This is a genomic window from Apibacter sp. B3919, assembly GCF_026537405.1.
Taxonomy (GTDB): Bacteria; Bacteroidota; Bacteroidia; order Flavobacteriales; family Weeksellaceae; genus Apibacter.
Map to the genome: position 1 here is coordinate 75,020 of NZ_JAFNMG010000005.1, position 17,537 is coordinate 92,556.

Annotated in this window: 21 protein-coding genes; 10 read left to right on the top strand and 11 right to left on the bottom strand. The window is 31.7% G+C overall.

Annotation, left to right across the window (positions count from 1 at the left end):
* Positions 1-4: 4 nt before the first annotated feature.
* The 7 genes from J3U20_RS08780 to J3U20_RS08810 form a co-directional block, all read right to left on the bottom strand.
* Positions 5-436 (bottom strand): hypothetical protein, encoded by a 432-nt coding sequence (locus J3U20_RS08780; RefSeq protein WP_160542911.1) that lies wholly within the window; start codon positions 434-436, stop codon positions 5-7.
* A 20-nt stretch (positions 437-456) separates the two neighbouring features.
* The gene (gene trpD, locus J3U20_RS08785; protein WP_160542912.1) at positions 457-1,455 is read right to left on the bottom strand and encodes an anthranilate phosphoribosyltransferase; all 999 of its coding nucleotides are present in this window, start codon (positions 1,453-1,455) and stop codon (positions 457-459) included.
* A 6-nt stretch (positions 1,456-1,461) separates the two neighbouring features.
* Positions 1,462-2,031: an anthranilate synthase component II gene (locus J3U20_RS08790; RefSeq protein ID WP_221410893.1), complete on the bottom strand. Its 570-nt coding sequence runs from the start codon at positions 2,029-2,031 to the stop codon at positions 1,462-1,464.
* A 4-nt stretch (positions 2,032-2,035) separates the two neighbouring features.
* Positions 2,036-2,587 (bottom strand): cysteine hydrolase family protein, encoded by a 552-nt coding sequence (locus J3U20_RS08795; RefSeq protein WP_160542914.1) that lies wholly within the window; start codon positions 2,585-2,587, stop codon positions 2,036-2,038.
* Positions 2,588-2,593: 6 nt separating this feature from the next.
* On the bottom strand, positions 2,594-3,985 hold the full coding sequence (locus J3U20_RS08800; protein ID WP_160542915.1) for an anthranilate synthase component I family protein: 1,392 nt from the start codon (positions 3,983-3,985) through the stop codon (positions 2,594-2,596).
* Between the two features lie 3 nt (positions 3,986-3,988).
* Positions 3,989-5,185, bottom strand: coding sequence for a tryptophan synthase subunit beta (trpB, locus tag J3U20_RS08805; RefSeq protein ID WP_160542916.1), 1,197 nt, complete (start codon positions 5,183-5,185; stop codon positions 3,989-3,991).
* Positions 5,186-5,719: 534 nt separating this feature from the next.
* Positions 5,720-7,036 (bottom strand): OmpA family protein, encoded by a 1,317-nt coding sequence (locus J3U20_RS08810; protein ID WP_160542917.1) that lies wholly within the window; start codon positions 7,034-7,036, stop codon positions 5,720-5,722.
* A 208-nt stretch (positions 7,037-7,244) separates the two neighbouring features.
* On the opposite strand from J3U20_RS08810, the gene J3U20_RS08815 reads away from it, so the two are divergent.
* Positions 7,245-7,664 carry a deoxycytidylate deaminase gene (locus J3U20_RS08815; protein ID WP_105296502.1) on the top strand — a complete coding sequence of 140 codons (420 nt, stop codon included), beginning with the start codon at positions 7,245-7,247 and terminating at the stop codon, positions 7,662-7,664.
* Here the strand turns inward: J3U20_RS08815 and hisE are convergent.
* The gene (gene hisE / locus J3U20_RS08820; RefSeq protein WP_160542918.1) at positions 7,661-8,230 is read right to left on the bottom strand and encodes a phosphoribosyl-ATP diphosphatase; all 570 of its coding nucleotides are present in this window, start codon (positions 8,228-8,230) and stop codon (positions 7,661-7,663) included. The two genes, J3U20_RS08815 and hisE, sit on opposite strands and share 4 nt — an antisense overlap.
* 134 nt (positions 8,231-8,364) lie before the next feature.
* On the opposite strand from hisE, the gene J3U20_RS08825 reads away from it, so the two are divergent.
* From J3U20_RS08825 to J3U20_RS08835, 3 genes are read left to right on the top strand one after another with little or no spacing between them, the layout of a single operon-like run.
* Entirely contained in the window at positions 8,365-9,060 is a 696-nt protein-coding gene (locus J3U20_RS08825; protein WP_160542919.1) for a MotA/TolQ/ExbB proton channel family protein, read from the top strand.
* 3 nt (positions 9,061-9,063) lie between these two features.
* A complete protein-coding gene (locus J3U20_RS08830) occupies positions 9,064-9,468 on the top strand; it encodes an ExbD/TolR family protein (RefSeq protein WP_160542920.1) in 405 nt (134 codons plus the stop codon).
* 3 nt (positions 9,469-9,471) lie between these two features.
* Complete coding sequence (locus J3U20_RS08835; protein WP_160542921.1) at positions 9,472-10,380, top strand: ferric siderophore ABC transporter substrate-binding protein; 909 nt, start codon at positions 9,472-9,474, stop codon at positions 10,378-10,380.
* An 87-nt stretch (positions 10,381-10,467) separates the two neighbouring features.
* On the opposite strand, the gene sufB is transcribed toward J3U20_RS08835, so the two are convergent.
* Complete coding sequence (gene sufB / locus J3U20_RS08840; protein ID WP_160542922.1) at positions 10,468-11,922, bottom strand: Fe-S cluster assembly protein SufB; 1,455 nt, start codon at positions 11,920-11,922, stop codon at positions 10,468-10,470.
* A gap of 393 nt (positions 11,923-12,315) precedes the next feature.
* Between sufB and J3U20_RS08845 the strand changes: the two genes are divergently transcribed.
* Complete coding sequence (locus J3U20_RS08845; protein ID WP_160542923.1) at positions 12,316-12,741, top strand: hypothetical protein; 426 nt, start codon at positions 12,316-12,318, stop codon at positions 12,739-12,741.
* Positions 12,742-12,814: 73 nt separating this feature from the next.
* Here J3U20_RS08845 and J3U20_RS08850 read toward each other — a convergent pair whose 3' ends face one another.
* Positions 12,815-13,144 carry a HesB/IscA family protein gene (locus tag J3U20_RS08850; protein ID WP_105296495.1) on the bottom strand — a complete coding sequence of 110 codons (330 nt, stop codon included), beginning with the start codon at positions 13,142-13,144 and terminating at the stop codon, positions 12,815-12,817.
* 96 nt (positions 13,145-13,240) lie between these two features.
* On the bottom strand, positions 13,241-14,008 hold the full coding sequence (locus J3U20_RS08855) for an alpha/beta fold hydrolase (protein WP_160542924.1): 768 nt from the start codon (positions 14,006-14,008) through the stop codon (positions 13,241-13,243).
* A gap of 212 nt (positions 14,009-14,220) precedes the next feature.
* Between J3U20_RS08855 and J3U20_RS08860 the strand changes: the two genes are divergently transcribed.
* The 5 genes from J3U20_RS08860 (at position 14,221) to ribH (ending at position 17,532) form a co-directional block, all read left to right on the top strand.
* A complete protein-coding gene (locus tag J3U20_RS08860; protein ID WP_160542925.1) occupies positions 14,221-15,057 on the top strand; it encodes an OmpA/MotB family protein in 837 nt (278 codons plus the stop codon).
* Positions 15,058-15,192: 135 nt separating this feature from the next.
* Positions 15,193-15,582, top strand: a complete 390-nt coding sequence (locus J3U20_RS08865) for a DUF3127 domain-containing protein (RefSeq protein WP_160542926.1) — start codon at positions 15,193-15,195, stop codon at positions 15,580-15,582.
* Between the two features lie 63 nt (positions 15,583-15,645).
* Positions 15,646-16,308, top strand: a complete 663-nt coding sequence (gene aat / locus J3U20_RS08870; protein ID WP_160542927.1) for a leucyl/phenylalanyl-tRNA--protein transferase — start codon at positions 15,646-15,648, stop codon at positions 16,306-16,308.
* 37 nt (positions 16,309-16,345) lie between these two features.
* On the top strand, positions 16,346-17,053 hold the full coding sequence (locus J3U20_RS08875; protein WP_105296490.1) for a tetratricopeptide repeat protein: 708 nt from the start codon (positions 16,346-16,348) through the stop codon (positions 17,051-17,053).
* On the top strand, positions 17,053-17,532 hold the full coding sequence (ribH, locus tag J3U20_RS08880; protein WP_105296489.1) for a 6,7-dimethyl-8-ribityllumazine synthase: 480 nt from the start codon (positions 17,053-17,055) through the stop codon (positions 17,530-17,532). The genes J3U20_RS08875 and ribH overlap by 1 nt, the downstream gene beginning before the upstream one ends.
* Positions 17,533-17,537 lie beyond the last annotated feature (5 nt).

Sequence of the window (17,537 nt, forward strand, 5' to 3'; positions counted from 1 at the left end):
TCTTTTATGGTTCAATGAATGAGTTACTATCCTTATCAACTACTTTTTTTTCTACAAATTCATCATCTAAATCAACAGAATCTCCGTTTATTTGTCCTCTTCTAAACTGAACTTGTTGTTGATCAGAAAAATAATAAAAATAGGTATCAATTGTTTTACTAGTAAAATGAAGTTCATAATAATTACCTTTTTCCGTCCACCATTCCCCTTTATCTACAATCGCTCTTTCTTCAGTTCCTCCCAACAATTGAATTTTCAACAAAAGAAAAGTTCCGTCAATATTCCGTTGCTTAATCCAATAGTTACGTATTCCTCCTTCTCGAGTTCCTTTTTCTGTACCTTGCCAAAATCCAATTAAGTTTTGATCTCTTTCTTTTATTTGAGAATAGGATACAAGATTCCACAAGATAAATGTTATAAGTATTAATTTTTTCATCTTTTTTATTTTTATTAAACCTAATTATTCAGGCTTAAAAACTTTTGAAAAGTTTGTTTCGCTTTTCTGCTTTCCAACGATTCTCTCGCTTGATTTATGCATTCTTCAATAGTTAATTTGGGATTTATATTGTGTATGGCAAATGCCGAATTAGCTATCACAGCATTTTTTTGGGCTTTGGTTGCTTGATTATTTAAAACGTTATCAAAAATTTTTGAAGCTTCTTCAGGTGTTTTTCCTCCATCCAACTCCGGTTGCGTACATCTTTCCAAACCGATATCTTCGGGAGAATAGATATGTTCCCCTAAATGGGTAACCACTTTAAAATTATCGGTTAAGGATATTTCATCATATCCGTCTAAACTATGTACGACCGTATAATTACAATCGGTATTTTGATAAATATAATAATATAAACGAGACATTTTAAGGTTAAAGACTCCTAATACATTCCTTTTAGGCTTTATTGGATTTACTACAGGTCCCAGCATATTAAAGAATGTACGAACTCCTAATGCTTTTCTTATCGGTGTTACCACCTTCATGGCATCATTGAATAAAGGAGCATGTAAAAAGGCCAGGTTGGATTGATCTAATGATCGTTCAAGTTTACCGATATCTGCAGTAAATTTAACTCCGTGTTGTTCCATCACATTGGAAGCTCCGCTAACAGAAGTTGCACCATAATTTCCATGCTTTGCAACTTTATATCCGGCACCGGCTACCACAAAACATGAAAGAGTAGAAATATTAAACGTATTTTTATTATCCCCTCCCGTACCAACGATATCTATAGGATCATATGCGGCTAAAGATGAAACATCCGTACATAAATCCATAAGGGCATCCCTAAAACCGAAAAATTCATCGATGCTAATATTTCTCATAAGAAAAACGCTTATAAAAGCGGCAATCTGAGATTCATTATATTCTTTCGCGGCCATTTTAGTCAATACTTCTTTCGCTTCTTCTCGGTTTAAATATTGATGCTCAAAGAGTCTGTTTAATAGTTGTTTCATATCAACTTAATTTTCTAAAAAATTTTTTAAAATGTTTTTGCCTTTCGGGGTAAGTATGGATTCAGGATGAAACTGAACTCCGTGGACATCATAATGCTTATGTTTTATAGCCATAATTTGATTATCATGATCGACGGCCGTAATTTGAAGTTCATCCGGAAAATTTTGATTATCTACAATCCACGAATGGTATCTCCCAACTTCCATTTCTTCAGAAATACCTTTGAATATATAGTCTTCATCTATTATTCTTATTTTCGTTGCTACTCCATGATACACATCTTCCAAATTGGTCAATTTAGCACCAAAAGCTTCTCCTATAGCTTGTTCTCCTAGGCACACCCCTAAAATCGAATGAGTTGGAGCATATCGTTTGATTAATGAGAGCAATATTCCTGATTCGGAAGGTATTCCCGGTCCCGGTGATAATATTATTTTATCATAGTCTGCTACTTCTGATACCGTGATTTGATCGTTCCTAAATACATTTACTTCGGTATAATTCAATTCTTTGATTAAGTGAACCAAATTATAGGTAAATGAATCATAATTATCTAAAACCAATAGTTTCATCATATATTTACTTAGAACATGAATTTAAGAATTGGTTAGCCGTTTGTACATCGGCATAGTAATAACTTAAGGCTGCTAAAAATGAATTTTGAACTTCTTTAGCTTGTATTTTTTCTCCCTTAATTTCAAGATCTCGGGTTGCACAAGCATCGCCTATTAAAGTACATGTATAGCCTAAGTCTTTTGCTGCTCTAGTAGTTGCATCCACACACATATGGGTCATCATTCCGCAAATTACAAGTTCATCAACTTTAAGTTTCTTTAAAGTATCTTGAAGATCTGTATTTATAAAGCTATTTGGAAAATTCTTGATGATGACGGTTTCTTCGTCTTTCGGCTTGACATGGGAATGTATTTCTACCCCTTGAGTATGAGGAAGGAAAAAAGTAGCATCCGACCGTGAAGATACATGTTGTATATGGACTACCGGCCATTGTTCTTTTCTAAACTTTTCTAAAATGTTTTTTGCTTGTTCACAAGCTTGTATAGAATTATTTAGAGGATTTTTTCCTCCTTCAAAATAGTCATTTTGAATATCGATAATAAGTAAAGCTTTCATATATAATTAATTTTTTAAAATTTCTGCCAGATCAATTGCTTTTTTAAGCGCTCCTAACTTGTTATTTACTTCTTTTAACTCTTCTTCGGGATTTGACTTGGATACAACGCCCGCCCCTGCTTGATAATACAATACATTATTTTTGCTTAAAAATGACCGGATGGTAATTGCTTGATTTAAATTTCCGTCTAAACCAATATAACCGATACATCCTCCATATATTCCCCGCATATGCTTTTCTATATCGTGCAGCAATTGCATGGCTCTAACTTTGGGTGCTCCGGATAAGGTTCCTGCAGGAAATGTATCTGCAAATACAGAAATACTGTTTTTATTTTCATCCACAATTCCACTCACACGGGAAACTAAATGTATCACATGTGAAAAATACTGTACTCGTTTAAAAAACTCTAATTGGACCTCATGGCAATTTCGGCTCAGATCATTTCTTGCTAAATCTACCAACATAACATGTTCTGCATTTTCTTTTTCATCTTGTAAGAGTTTTTCTGAAAGTTTTCTGTCTTTTTCATCATCTCCGGTTCTTTTATAAGTTCCGGCTATAGGATCAATATAAGCTCGTCCTTTATTTATTTTACAATGCGTTTCGGGGGATGATCCGAATATTCGAAAAGAACCAAAATCGAAATAAAAAAGATAGGGAGACGGATTAATGGATCGTAACGCTCGATATACTTTAAAATCATCGCCGGTAAATGCTTGTGAATAACACCGTGAAGGAACAATCTGAAAGACATCTCCTCTTTTACAATGTGCAATCCCTTTTTTTACAGACTCTATATATTCTTCATCGGAAATAAAACTTTTTTCATCTCCTTTGATCTTAAAATTATAGGAAGCAAAATTATTATTTTGTAATAAGGCTTCTAGTTGATGAATATCTGATTTTTCCCCTTCGGGAATATTTTCAACTATGGTTAATTCATTCTTTAAATGATTAATAACTAATATAAATCGGTAAAAAATGTAAAATAATTCAGGAATATCCGCATTTTCATATTTTTTATTTTTAGGATCAACCGATTCAAAATATTGAATACTATCATAGGAAGTATATCCAAAAAAACCATTAATTTTAGCAGGATTCTCTCCTTGTAATTGAAAGCTTTTAATAAAATCATCGAATTCGTTAACTAAAGGTTGTTCTAAATTTTTGATTTTTGTTTGCCCGTTTATTTCCGTTGTAATTTCATAGTCTTTAACTTTAAATTTAGCTAAAGGATCCATCGCAATAAAAGACGAGCTGTCTTCTCCACCATGAAAATCAGAACTTTCGAGTAAGGCAGATTCAGGAAAAGCATCCCTTATTTTTAAATATATTCCTACCGGAGTTTGTAAGTCTGCTAATAATTTCTTAGTTTTTACCTGTATTTTCATATTCTATTCTTTTCTTTTTTCCTGAACTTTTATGTATGTTTCCATATCTTTATCTCCTCTTCCCGATAGACAGATCACAATAATATCTTCTTTTTTAAATTTCTTTTTCTTCAATACTCCTAAGGCATGTGCCGACTCAATGGCGGGAATTATACCTTCTAATCTTGTTAATTCAAAGGCTGCATCAAGAGCTTCCTCATCTGTGATTGCCAGAACTTCCGAACGTTTGGTTTTAGACAAATGGGCATGAAGGGGACCTACTCCCGGATAATCCAATCCGGCCGATATAGAATACGGTTCTTCTATTTGTCCATCTTCTGATTGCATGAGTAATGTTTTGCTTCCGTGAATGATTCCTAATCTTCCTAAATGGATCGTCGCAGCAGATTCTCCGGAGTTTAATCCTTTTCCGGCTGCTTCAGCTAAGACAATCTTTACCGAAGGTTCATTTAAAAAATGATAGATGGTTCCGGCAGCATTGCTTCCTCCTCCTACACATGCTATTAAATAGTCGGGGGTTTCTCTTTGTTCTTTTTCTAACAGTTGTTTGCGAATTTCTTCACTGATGACTGATTGTAAACGAGCAACCATATCCGGATAAGGATGAGGTCCTACGGTGGAACCTATAATATAATACGTGTCTTTCGGATTTGAACACCAATCGCGAATTGCTTCATTAGTAGCATCTTTTAAGGTCATATTTCCACTCGTCACGGGTAGTACTTCTGCTCCTAACATTTGCATTTTTTCAACATTCAACTTTTGTCTTTCCACATCCACTTTTCCCATGTAAATTACGCATTTCATATTCATTAGTGCACAAACTGTAGCAGTGGCAACTCCATGTTGACCCGCTCCGGTTTCAGCTATGATTCGGGTCTTACCCATTCTTTGCGCCAATAATATTTGACCTATTGTATTGTTGATTTTGTGCGCTCCGGTATGATTTAAATCTTCTCTTTTTAAGTAGATTTTACATCCGTATTTGTGAGACAGTCTTTTTGCCAAATATAAAGGAGAGGGCCTTCCAACATAATCTCTTAGTAAATCGTGGTAATCTTTTTGAAATTTTGGGTCATTTAATACTTTTAAATAATTGTTTTTTAGAATTTCTACATTTTCATAAAGGATTTCAGGAATATAAGCTCCTCCAAATTCTCCATAGTAACCTTCTTGGTTTACACTATATGTATGCTTCATTTTTTTTCATTTTATGTAATTAATCATTTCAAAAAACAAAAAAACCTACCGTGAACACGGTAGGTTTTTCTTATTCTTTTACTATTTTATTTAAAATAATACACCTTACTGCCCACGGCTATTGAAGCTGAGAGCACCACCACCAAGATATATTATTTAAAAATATTGCTTTCACTTTACTTAATTATTTTAACAAAAATACTAATTATCTTTTTATAATACAAAATATTTCAGCCGATTTTATGTTTTTCTTTAATTTATATTTAGATTATTATTTAATTATGAGCGTAATTAAATAGAGTGCTTTACTTTATATATTCTGTTCTTGCTCTGCATTTAAATAGACTATTTAAGTATGTGCTGAGTTTACATTATTCTTAAATTACAAGAAATAAAAAACCCATTCATTTATATAAAATAAAGAATGGGTTACGAATAGAATTCTTAAGGTTTTACTCTTATTTATTAGATTCTTACATATTTATCCTATTGCTACAGTTATATAATAGTTTTTTTAAATTAATTGTCTAAATTTTATTTTTCAAAACGTAAAGAAATTCTTCTGTCTTTAGCTCTTTCTTCATCGGAAGCATTTGCATCAACTGTTGCAAATTTGGAACCATACCCTTCAGCTCCGTCAACTCTATCTCCAAATCCATTTTTAATAAATATTTCCTTTACAGTATTTGCTCTTTCTTGTGACAATTTTAAATTATCTTGGTCATTTCCTTTTTTATCGGTATAAGCTCCAATTTTAACTTTTGCATCAGGAAATTCTTTAAGTATAATTCCAATATTTTTTGCTTGTGTTTCAGATTCAGGGGTTAGTTTTGTTCCGCTTCCAAATTCAAAATTGATGGCATCAAAATCAAACCATTTATTTTTTAAATCGTCGTTGGTAGCATTTTTATATTCATCGGATTGCAAAAAATTGACCATTTTGTCTTCTATTCCTCCGGGAAAAGCATTGATAACTGTTCCACTTGGCAACGTAATCGGAAGTAATTCTTTTATTTTATGATTTGTTGGATTAGTACTATTAGCTGAAACTGTGTCTCTATTATTTGCATTAGGCTCTACTTTTTGGATGGAATCGTTTACCGGAGCTGTAGTACCTTTCCCTTTAGAACATCCATTTTTAGAAAATAACCAAATGATTAGAATACCCGCAAGTAAAAATATGATAAGCCATTTTAACCAACCGCCACCGGAATGTTTTTCCATTTTATCTTTATATTCATGATAGGTATCTTCTACTTTTTCTTTTACGTTTTCTGCAGTTTCTTTAGTTTGAGATGAAACTTTGTTAAGAAAAGAATCTCCTAATCCTGAAATTGAAGAAACTCCTAAAATACCGGCTAAACCAGAAGGTATTGATGATAAAAATCCATTTTTTTCTGAATTTATCTGTCCTAATAAGCCTTTGAAATTTCCTCCTGCTAATAACTTTTGCCCTAAAAATCCTGCCACTAATGGAGATATAACTCCCATTAATTTGGTAGTACTTTCACTTTTTAAGCCGGATGAAGAAGATATCAGAGAAGAAAAGTTTCCTAATTTATCCCCAAAAAGATTATTTAAAAAGCCTGAACTTAATTTTTGTGTTTCAGCATCTGCTTGTCCGGAAAACAATCCTTTTACATTAGAAATAGAAGGAATATTTCCCGCTTGTTTCAATATATTTTCTAACTTATTATCATTACCTTTTTCTAGAACTGCACCGAATAAACTGGAAACGGCTGTTTTTATTGCTGATGTAACTTTTCCTGTATCTTCTCCCAATTCTGAAGATATATTAGAAACAGCTTCGGGTGTAATAATTTTCTTTAATGAATCTAATAGATTTTCCATAACAAAATTTTTCCGTGTTAAATGTATTATTATTTAATTATAACATATTTTATCTTTTGTTTATGACAATAATTATTCCAAATAATTTAAATTATTCATAAATACTTTTTTTATATATCTGTATTTCCCTTTTTAATAACTGTTAAAAAAATAAAAAAGTATCAATAAATTAGTTAAGCCTTTTAGTAAAAAAATGTATTTTTAGCTTATGAAAACAAAATATGATATTGCTTATTTACGCATGGCTCAAGAATGGGGTAAATTATCTTATTGTGAAAGAAAGAAGGTAGGAGCTTTAATTGTTAAAAACCGTATGATTATTTCTGACGGATATAATGGTACTCCTACAGGTTTTGAAAATATATGCGAAGACGAAACGGGAACTACTAAATGGTATGTTTTGCATGCTGAAGCTAATGCCATCCTTAAAGTGGCTGCATCTACACAATCCTGCATAGGAGCTACTCTTTATGTTACACTTTCTCCTTGTCGCGAATGCAGCAAATTGATTCATCAGGCAGGTATCAAGCGTTTGGTATATATCAATGAGTATTCTGATACGAGTGGCATTGATTTTTTAAGGGAGGCAGGAATCGAAATTGAACAGATTAAGGAGGAAGAACTTTAAATTTTTCTTCGTTGTAGCTTTAATTGCTTTAAAATATCGTCTAGTAAAAATCCTCTTTCCTGCAGCAATATCAGATAATAATAAAAAACATCTGCGGCTTCATCTTTAAATAATTTATCGTTTTCCTTAGCTGCTTCAATTACCAACTCTACTGCTTCTTCTCCAAATTTTTGCGCAATTTTGGATTTGCCTTTCTTTAAAACAGTAGTAATATGTGTATTTTGCTTTTCTCCTTTAATGCTTTTTCCTATTTTTTTTTCTAAAATACTTAAATAGGAATAGGAATTTCTATTTTCTTCCAAGAAATCCGTTGTTGGTAAATATTTATCTGAATCTTTGTTGGTTTTAACTTTGATTAATATCACAGTCTTATCTTTGTTCCATAAAAATTCTTCTGCTGTGTATAAATCATCAAAAAAATCATCAACAAAATAAATTTTTTTTTCTGCCTGAGTTTTTTTTAGCAAGGCATAGGTGCATTGACCGGATGTTAAAACCTTACCTGTTTTATTATCCTGAATGACAGCTATAAATTCTTTTCCTTTACTAGTGTTAGTATCTCTCATTCATTTTAAGAATTAACAACGCGAAGATACCATTTTACTTCTAATCTTATATGATTATATTTAAGAAAAGACTAACAATAATTCCTACCTTTGCACAAATAATTTAAAAAACTTTTATACAAAAAAGGATTTATATGAATGATTCTTTAAAGACCGCAGAAAAAATACTTGCACAAAGTGGAGAAATTAATGAAAAACAATTTTCCCTTTTAGAAATGTTTACACATGGGGGGCCTATAGGTATATTTGTAATGATCTGCCTTTTCTTGCTTTTCATGCTTTCTCTTTATATTTTCTTTGAACGTTTTCTAACCTTAAAAAAGTTTTCCAATAAAAATTCTTCCATTCTTAATGATATTAAAGATCTTATTCATCAGGGTAATATCAACGCAGCCTTAGATTTATGCAAAAGAACTCATACCCCTGAAGGAAGAATGCTTTATAAAGGATTAATGAGAATTGGTAAACCTACTCGGGATATTAGTGATGCTATAGAGAACACAGCTCAGTTGGAAATCTTTGAATTGGAAAAAAATGTAGGTGTTTTAGGTACTATTTCAGGAGCCGCTCCCATGCTAGGTTTTTTGGGTACGGTAATCGGAATGATCATTGCTTTCTTTGCTACCAGCGCACAAGATCAAGCCAGCGCTCAAATGTTAGCCGGTGGTATTTATTCTGCCATGGCAAATACTGCTGCGGGATTAATTGTTGGTTTATTGGCGTATTTATTCTATAACATTTTGGTTATTCGTATTGATAGAAGTGTACATGCATTACAGCTTACCGCTATTGATTTTCTGGATATATTAAACAAACCTGTTACTCATTAATTTATGAAATTACGAAGTAGAAATAGAGTTACTCCGGAATTCAGCATGGCATCCATAACAGATGTAATATTTTTATTGCTTACATTTTTTATGCTTACTGCATCTGCAAATCAGTCTGCTTTAAATATAAAATTGCCAACTGCCAAAGGTCAGGAAATGCCTGCTGAAAGAGTTTATATAGGGGTTTCTATGGATGGAAAATATTTTTTAAATAAAAAATTAATAGCTAAAAACGAAATCGAGCCCACCTTAAAAACGATATTTAAAGCCAATCCATCTCCTACTTTTGTTATTGCAGCAGATGAAGAGGCTTTACACAAAGATGTTGTTTTTTTAATGGATATTGCCAATAGAAATAAATACAAAGTTTTAATTGCGACGAATCCGCATACTCAAGAGGAAAAATAAGCTATGAGTGATAGTTATAAAATTAAGTATTATGATAATAAAAAGGAGAAGTTAATTAGCGGTATTATTACTCTAATAATTTCAGCCGCCATATTATCATTTATTTTAACTTATAAAACCGTTTTTTTAACTATGACTCCCCCTGCTTATATTGATATAAACTTTGATATGGATGATATGGGTGCTAATTTTGGTACTGATGAAGTGGGTTTAGGGGATGAAGAGCCTATTGATCAAGATGTTTTATCGGGTGAAGGTGGAGAAGTACAATCAGTAACAAATCTTGAAGATAAATCTTCCCAAAATTCAAAACAAGAAGAAGAAAACAAACCTATTTTAGCCAATCAGAGCGAAACCAAAGATATTGTTCCCGAACCTGCTAAAAAAACGGTAATTAAGAAAAAGGATAAAACCAAACCTGTAACTAAAATTAACTCAAAAACTATCCCAAATAAAACTAAATCCAAAACAGTAGCAGGTGTAGGAAATAAGAGTTCTACAGGAGGTAATCCCAAAGGAAATGCCGCTCTAGGAAATTTAATAAAAGGTAAAGGAACAGGAACATTTTCAACCGGTGAAGGGACCGGAGGAAGACCGGGTCAAAACCAAGGAGTAGAAACAGGAGGCAACGGAAGCGGTGGCGAGGGTATTGGAAACGGAAGAAAATTAGTCAGCTTCATTCCGGGTACTATGGGAAGAGGCGGAAAAGTTCCCGAACATAGTTGCAATGGTTCCGGAACTATTATTTTTTCCTATACTCTTGATAAAAATGGAAATGTTATTTCTGTTAGTCGAAAGTCAGGGATAAATAATACTTGTTTATTGAATACAGGCATTAAATGGATTAAACAATACGTTAAAGGTAATGCAGGTAATCGATCGGTAACCGGCACTTATAAAATCAATTTTTAAAAATAGTTGAAAAAATAACCAAATAAAAAAAACTTTCTATGGTATAGAAAGTTTTTTTTTACTGAACAATATATTTATCCAACGCTTTTATCCAACACTACCTTCTAATGAAATTTCCAGTAATTTTTTTGCTTCTACTGCAAATTCCATAGGAAGCTTATCAAGTACTTCTCTACTAAATCCATTAACAATTAAAGCTATTGCAGTTTCAGTGTCAATACCTCGCTGGTTGCAATAAAAAATCTGATCTTCACCTATTTTGGAGGTTGTGGCTTCATGTTCCATTTGAGCAGATTTATTTTTTATTTCAATATAGGGAAAGGTATGAGCTCCACAATTATTACCCATCAGCAAAGAATCACATTGAGAGAAATTTCTTGCATTATCTGCTTGAGGTAAAACTTTAACTAATCCTCGATAGCTGTTTTGTGATTTACCTGCAGAAATTCCTTTTGATATAATTGTTGATCGTGTATTTTTTCCAATATGGATCATTTTTGTTCCTGTATCTGCCTGTTGAAAATTATTAGTTACTGCTATTGAATAAAATTCTCCAATTGAATTATCTCCTTTTAAAATACAGGATGGATATTTCCATGTTACAGCAGAACCCGTTTCAACTTGTGTCCAAGAAATTTTAGCATTTTTTTCGCAAAGAGCTCTTTTGGTTACGAAGTTATAAATACCTCCTTTACCATCCTTATCGCCCGGATACCAATTTTGTACGGTTGAATATTTTATTTCTGCTCCGTCTAGTGCGATTAATTCAACCACGGCTGCATGTAATTGATTTTCGTCTCTTTGAGGTGCTGTACATCCTTCCAAATAGGAAACATAGCTTCCTTCATCGGCTATTAGAAGTGTTCTTTCAAATTGACCGGTTCCGGATTGATTAATTCTAAAATAGGTAGAAAGTTCCATCGGACATTTCACTCCTTTTGGTATATAGCAAAACGAACCATCTGAAAAAACTGCCGAATTTAAAGCAGAATAAAAATTATCGCTTTTAGGCACTACTTTTCCTAAATATTTTCTAACTAAATCCGGATGATTTTGAATGGCTTCGCTAATAGAACAAAAAATAATTCCTTTTTCAGCCAATGTTTCTGTGAAGGTTGTTTTAACTGAAACACTATCTATTACCGCATCTACTGCTACTCCTGTTAATCTTTTTTGTTCTTCTAACGGAATGCCTAGTTTGTCAAAAGTATTCAATAATTCCGGGTCTACTTCTTCTAAACTCGTTAATTCTTTTTTCTGTTTGGGTGCCGCATAATATTTTATGTTATTGAAATCAGGCTCTTTAAAAGTAACATTAGCCCAATGAGGAGCCTTCATTTCTTTCCATAATTTAAAAGAGTCTAATCTCCATTCCAACATCCATTCCGGTTCATTCTTTCTTTTGGAAATTTCACGAACTATATCTTCATTTAATCCGGTAGGGAAATCTTCATATTCCAAATCCGTGGTCCAACCATATTCATAATCTTTTTGTTCAAGGTCTAACCGTAATTCTTCTTCTGTATATTTTGCTCTGCTCATTTTATCAATTGATTTGATTCGAAGACAGCTCAGCTATCTTTATTAAACTTAGATTGGTTCTATGTGCAAAAATACTGAGTTTATCAAACATTATAAATACACATTGATAGATTTTTTAAATAATGGAATTTTAAATTTTAAACTAGAGATGGATTTTTAATAATAGAATAAAATCAAGTATTTTATTAAGCTATATTAATTAAAAAAAATATTTAATAAAAATATAAATATTTAAAATTAAAATTATAAATTAAGCATGTATTAGACTAATTATAAATTTTTTAAAATAAATACAAAGTAAATTACAATAAATATTTCATAAAACTACTAATAAGTATCTTTTTATAATTTTTGAATCATTTTTTTATACATTAGCCGAAAATAAATTTTTATATGAAGAAAATAATTTTATCTTTATTTATTGTTAATACAATTACTTTTCAATCTTGTAAAAACGACCAAAAAACAACTGAAAATCAACAAATAACGGAATCCAATTCAAATATAATAAAGGAAGAACCTATTGACTTATCTACAGACACTGTAAGTGAAATTTTAAACCAAGACATTCCTAAATTTTCAGACGCTAAAATACAAAAGTTTTTGGTAGATTATAAATCGTATATTGATCAATATATTAATGCTGCCGATGCAAAAGATATTAATAAATTAACAGAGCTTACCAAGAAAAATCAAAAATTAATTATTACTAGAAAAATTATAAGTGAAGAATTGTCTTCAAACCCTAAAGAATTAAATAAATTTAATGATTTCGTAAGAAAGTTAGATAGCATGGCTGCTGAAGTAATGAAGAAATAAGTATAAGTAATTAATAGCTATAAAAAAACCTTCTTTTTAAAAAGAAGGTTTTTTTATGTACTTTTTTATTCTTTTAAACAGCAAAACTTTCACCGCACCCACAAGTTCTTTGAGCATTGGGATTGTTAAAAACAAAACCTTTTCCATTTAAACCTCCGGAGTACTCTAACGTAGTTCCTACTAAATAAAGAAAGGATTTTTTATCAACCAATATCTTAATTCCTTTATCTTCAAAGACTTTATCTTCAGGGTTTTGATTGTGATCGAAATTCAGCTTATATGACAATCCCGAACACCCCCCGCTTGCTACTCCTACTCTTACGAAATCTTTAGTACTGTCAAAACCACTTTCTTTCATTAATTCAATGATTTTTTTTTCTGCTTCTTGCGATACCTTTATCATACTATTAAACAAATAAATAGGTTTACACTAATACAAAATTACAAATAATAATTCTTACTCATTTTACACTACATATAAGTAATTGTAATAATGACATCAATTAAAATTTTGATTTAACCAGAATTCCATAATTTCTAAGCATTCTTCAGGTGCTTCTAATGCTCCCATATGTCCGGTAGAAATCTCAAAAATAGAAAGATGTTCTGTACCTTCTAATTTATTTATTAATTCGGCATTTTTAATTGCAGTATCATATTTACCCAAAATGAGTAAGATGGGTTTGTCTAAATTCCTTAAAACATCTGTCCTGTCTTTACGTAACCTCATGCCTTTTAAAGCAGCTGATATCCCTGTTAAAGAAGCATGTTTAGCCCAAGAAATTGCTGTTTTTATTTCTGATTGCATAAGGGGAACATTTTCAGGAGCAAATAAATTAGGAATTGATAAACGGAAAAATTCTTTAGGATTTTTAACTACTACTTCGGCAGCTTTTAATCTTTGTTCTTTTTTTATTTCATCATCCGGTAATGTGGTAGAATAAAATAATCCCAATCCGGAAACTTTATACTTATATAAATCTGCAAAGGCCAATGCTACATATCCTCCCATCGAATGGCCTATAATTATTACATCATCTATTTTCAAATGCTCCAAAACATTGTTTACTTTTTTGGCCATATCTTCCATTCTGTTGACTTCATTTGTTTTTTTAGAAGATCTTCCATGACCCGGTAAATCAATAGCTATAACTCTGTATTTCTTGGATAAATTATTTTGAAAAAACCTCCACATTCTTGAATTTTCTAAGAAACCGTGTAAAAAAACTATAACTTTACCTTTTCCTTTATCTCTGTAGTATAGCATACTATTATAAGCATTAATAAATACAAAAGTACAATTTTTTACAAAGCAACTTAAGAATCCTTTGTTTTCAATTTTTATATCAGTATTTATACCATTTTTAATTTTAATTTACTATTTTTACCATTAAAAATATCCTGAGTAGCCTTTAATGATCTACTTTTGATTGATTGTTTTTACAGATTTTTTAATAAAATATATATAATATAAAAGATATGAAAATTATTAAATTAGCATTGCTATCTTCTATTGGCTTATTAGCAATGTCTTGTGTAAGTAGAAAAGAATTTGAACAGGCAAAAGCTAATTATGAATCTTGTCTAGAAAGAAATGTTGAAAAAGATCGTTCGATCACATCTTTAAAAGAGAGAAACAAATCTTTGGAAGAACAAATGAATTTGATACGTAAACAAAATGACGTATTACAACAAAATTTAGCTGACTGTATGGCTACCGGAAAAGCCGGAACTGTTAATATAGACAAATTAATTAGTCAAATTAATGAATCTAATGCGTATATTAAACGTTTGACAGAAGCTCGTGCAAAAAATGACTCTTTAAATCTTGCTTTATCTAATAAATTAAAACGTTCTTTAGATAATTTAAATGACAGTGATGTAGACGTTCAAGTTCAAAAAGGAGTGGTATTCATCTCATTATCAGATAAAATGCTTTATAAATCCGGTAGTTATGATGTGCTTCCAACTGCAGAAAATGTATTGGAAAAGGTGGCTAAAATTATCAATGATTACAAAGATTATGATGTTCAGGTTCAGGGATATACTGACAATGATCAATTTAAAAATTCTGCTGCAGGTTGTATAAGAGATAATTGGGATTTGAGCGCCATGAGAGCAACCTCAGTTGTTAAAATGTTACAAACTAAATTTGGAGTGGATCCTGCCAGATTACTTGCCGGAGGTCACGGAGAATATCAACCAAAAGTTCCTAACACAAATCCTGAAAATAAAGCAGTTAACAGAAGAACTGAAATTGTAATTCTTCCTAAACTAGATCAATTTATGCAATTAATGGATCAAAAAGTAAAATAAAATACTTTTCTTTGATTTACAATATACGAGGATCCCTTTTGGGATCCTTTTCTTTTTATTAAAAACCCGGTAATATCTTTTTTTTTCGCTGAAAATTATTTTTTAATTTTGTATTCTAAACTAAAAACAGTAGATATGGAAATAGCAGGAAGAATAAAATTAATATCTGATATTCAAACATTTGATAGCGGATTCAGAAAAAGAGAAGTAGTGTTAACTACGGAAGAACAATATCCTCAGCATATATTAATAGAGCTTTTAGGAGATCGGGTAGATATCATTAATTCTTTTAATGTAGGAGATGATGTGAGAGTATCAATTAATATCAGAGGCCGTGAATGGGTTAATCCACAAGGTGAAACTAAATATTTCAACAGCATAACCGGCTGGAGAATTGAAAAATTAATGCCTGTTTCTTCCGGAATGGGACAAGATAATCCTATGGTTCCTCCTTCCGCACATATATCTCCTGCACCGTCTGCTCAAAGTATGCAAGAAGAAGAGGATGATGATTTACCGTTTTAAATAAAATACTCATATATTTTAAAATTATTCAAGCACCTCTAAAAAGGTGCTTTTTTTATACGTATGTATTGGCTAACACAAAAATTAGAATTTCCCGATATCTCTTTGGCTGATGAAAGCGGACTTCTTGCCATAGGTGGAGATTTAACACCGGAAAGATTACTTCTGGCATACAAATCGGGGATTTTTCCTTGGTATAATCCTAAGGAAATTATACAATGGTGGTCTCCGAATCCCAGATTTGTACTCTATCCAAAAAATTTAAAAATTTCTAAATCAACTAAGAAATTACTGAATCAGGGGTATTTTGAATTTACTGAAAACCAATGTTTTCCGGAAGTAATTAAACAATGCGCTTCCATTAAAAGAACAGGTCAAGCAGGAACTTGGATTACCGAAGAAATGTTCCATGCTTATTGTAACTTGCATGAAAGGGGATTGGCAAAAAGTGTTGAGGTTTGGAAAAACCATGATTTGGTGGGAGGATTTTACGGTATAGATTTACATACCGTATTTTGCGGAGAAAGTATGTTTTCAAAAATCAGTAATGCTTCTAAATGCGGATTTACCTATTTTACCCAAAAATATTCTCATCATTACAAAATTATTGATTGTCAAATTTATTCTTCTTATCTGGAACAACTTGGAGCCGTTGAAATATCACGGGAAAAATTCCAAACTTACTTAGAATGCGAGGCCATTAAAAATTTGGATTTCAATTTATAAATGCCTATTTTAGCGCACTAAAAACATATTCAGACACATGTCAAAACATAAAGGAAAGCACAATTACGCAACTAAAGAAATTTTAGATTCTTTAAATACTTCTGCCTTAGATGGTGAAAAATTCTTACAAAAGTATGCAAAACCGATAGGTATTTTTTTTGCTATTGTAATTATCGCAGTTTTAGGATATGTTATTTATGATAATTATGTAGTAACTCCAAAAAATATTGAGGCTTCCGATTTACTGGTAGATGCTCAAAATTTATATGATGAAGGAAAAACAGATCAGGCATTAGGTGGAAAATCCAGCGGAGTTTCCGGTTTTATTGACATCGCTGAAGAATATGGATCTACAAAAGCAGGAAAATTTGCTCATTTATATGCCGGAATAGCCGAATTTAAAAAAGGAAACTATCAAAATGCATTGGACCATTTTAACCAATTTGATACTTCTGACAAAGATTTAAAAGCCGTTAAATATGGCGCTATTGCTGATACTTATGCCGAACTTAATAACACAGATGAAGCACTAAATTATATGACTAAAGCTGCTAATGAAAGTTCAAATGCAGCCACTGTTTATCAATTCAGTAAAAAAGCCGGTATATTGGCTATGTCTTTAAACCAAAACGAAAAAGCCTTAGAATTTTTTCAAAATATTAAAGATAAATTTCCGGATGTAGATGCTTCAGGAGAAGTAGACGCATATATCGAAAGACTTAAATACGCAACAGGAAAACAATAATGGCAACAACAAACTTATCTATCTATAATAAAGAAAATTTACCCAATGCCGGAGCCTATCGTTTCGGTATTGTTATTTCAGATTGGAATTCTGAAGTTACTTATAACTTACACAAAGGAGCTGTTGATACTTTACTTGATTTAGGTGCTAAAGAATCTGATATTGATTCTATATTCGTACCCGGATCTGTTGAATTAGTATACGGGGCAACCAAACTATGTAACACAAAGCTTTATGATGCAGTTATTGTAATAGGATGCGTTATAAGAGGCGAAACGGCTCATTTTGATTATGTATGTAAAACTGTTACGGATGGTGTTACGTATTTAAATACACACATGGATACACCGGTGGTATTTTGCGTACTTACGGATGATCATGTACAACAGTCTTTAGATCGTAGTGGTGGAAAATTAGGAAATAAAGGGGTAGAAGCCGGGGTAGTTGCTGTACGAATGGCAGAATTAAAGAATAAGTAATTTTA

Bases quoted from the DNA above. Each gene is read 5' to 3' on its own strand.
- J3U20_RS08845 (WP_160542923.1), top strand. From the start codon at position 12,316: ATGAAGAAAATAATTTTATCTTTATTTATTGTTAATACAATTACTTTT.
- sufB (WP_160542922.1), bottom strand. From the start codon at position 11,922: ATGAGCAGAGCAAAATATACAGAAGAAGAATTACGGTTAGACCTTGAA.
- J3U20_RS08825 (WP_160542919.1), top strand. From the start codon at position 8,365: ATGAATGATTCTTTAAAGACCGCAGAAAAAATACTTGCACAAAGTGGA.
- J3U20_RS08780 (WP_160542911.1), bottom strand. From the start codon at position 436: ATGAAAAAATTAATACTTATAACATTTATCTTGTGGAATCTTGTATCC.
- J3U20_RS08855 (WP_160542924.1), bottom strand. From the start codon at position 14,008: ATGCTATACTACAGAGATAAAGGAAAAGGTAAAGTTATAGTTTTTTTA.
- hisE (WP_160542918.1), bottom strand. From the start codon at position 8,230: ATGAGAGATACTAACACTAGTAAAGGAAAAGAATTTATAGCTGTCATT.
- J3U20_RS08800 (WP_160542915.1), bottom strand. From the start codon at position 3,985: ATGAAAATACAGGTAAAAACTAAGAAATTATTAGCAGACTTACAAACT.
- J3U20_RS08810 (WP_160542917.1), bottom strand. From the start codon at position 7,036: ATGGAAAATCTATTAGATTCATTAAAGAAAATTATTACACCCGAAGCT.
- J3U20_RS08850 (WP_105296495.1), bottom strand. From the start codon at position 13,144: ATGATAAAGGTATCGCAAGAAGCAGAAAAAAAAATCATTGAATTAATG.
- J3U20_RS08860 (WP_160542925.1), top strand. From the start codon at position 14,221: ATGAAAATTATTAAATTAGCATTGCTATCTTCTATTGGCTTATTAGCA.
- J3U20_RS08795 (WP_160542914.1), bottom strand. From the start codon at position 2,587: ATGAAAGCTTTACTTATTATCGATATTCAAAATGACTATTTTGAAGGA.
- trpD (WP_160542912.1), bottom strand. From the start codon at position 1,455: ATGAAACAACTATTAAACAGACTCTTTGAGCATCAATATTTAAACCGA.
- J3U20_RS08865 (WP_160542926.1), top strand. From the start codon at position 15,193: ATGGAAATAGCAGGAAGAATAAAATTAATATCTGATATTCAAACATTT.
- J3U20_RS08815 (WP_105296502.1), top strand. From the start codon at position 7,245: ATGAAAACAAAATATGATATTGCTTATTTACGCATGGCTCAAGAATGG.
- ribH (WP_105296489.1), top strand. From the start codon at position 17,053: ATGGCAACAACAAACTTATCTATCTATAATAAAGAAAATTTACCCAAT.
- J3U20_RS08830 (WP_160542920.1), top strand. From the start codon at position 9,064: ATGAAATTACGAAGTAGAAATAGAGTTACTCCGGAATTCAGCATGGCA.
- J3U20_RS08835 (WP_160542921.1), top strand. From the start codon at position 9,472: ATGAGTGATAGTTATAAAATTAAGTATTATGATAATAAAAAGGAGAAG.
- trpB (WP_160542916.1), bottom strand. From the start codon at position 5,185: ATGAAGCATACATATAGTGTAAACCAAGAAGGTTACTATGGAGAATTT.
- J3U20_RS08875 (WP_105296490.1), top strand. From the start codon at position 16,346: ATGTCAAAACATAAAGGAAAGCACAATTACGCAACTAAAGAAATTTTA.
- aat (WP_160542927.1), top strand. From the start codon at position 15,646: ATGTATTGGCTAACACAAAAATTAGAATTTCCCGATATCTCTTTGGCT.
- J3U20_RS08790 (WP_221410893.1), bottom strand. From the start codon at position 2,031: ATGATGAAACTATTGGTTTTAGATAATTATGATTCATTTACCTATAAT.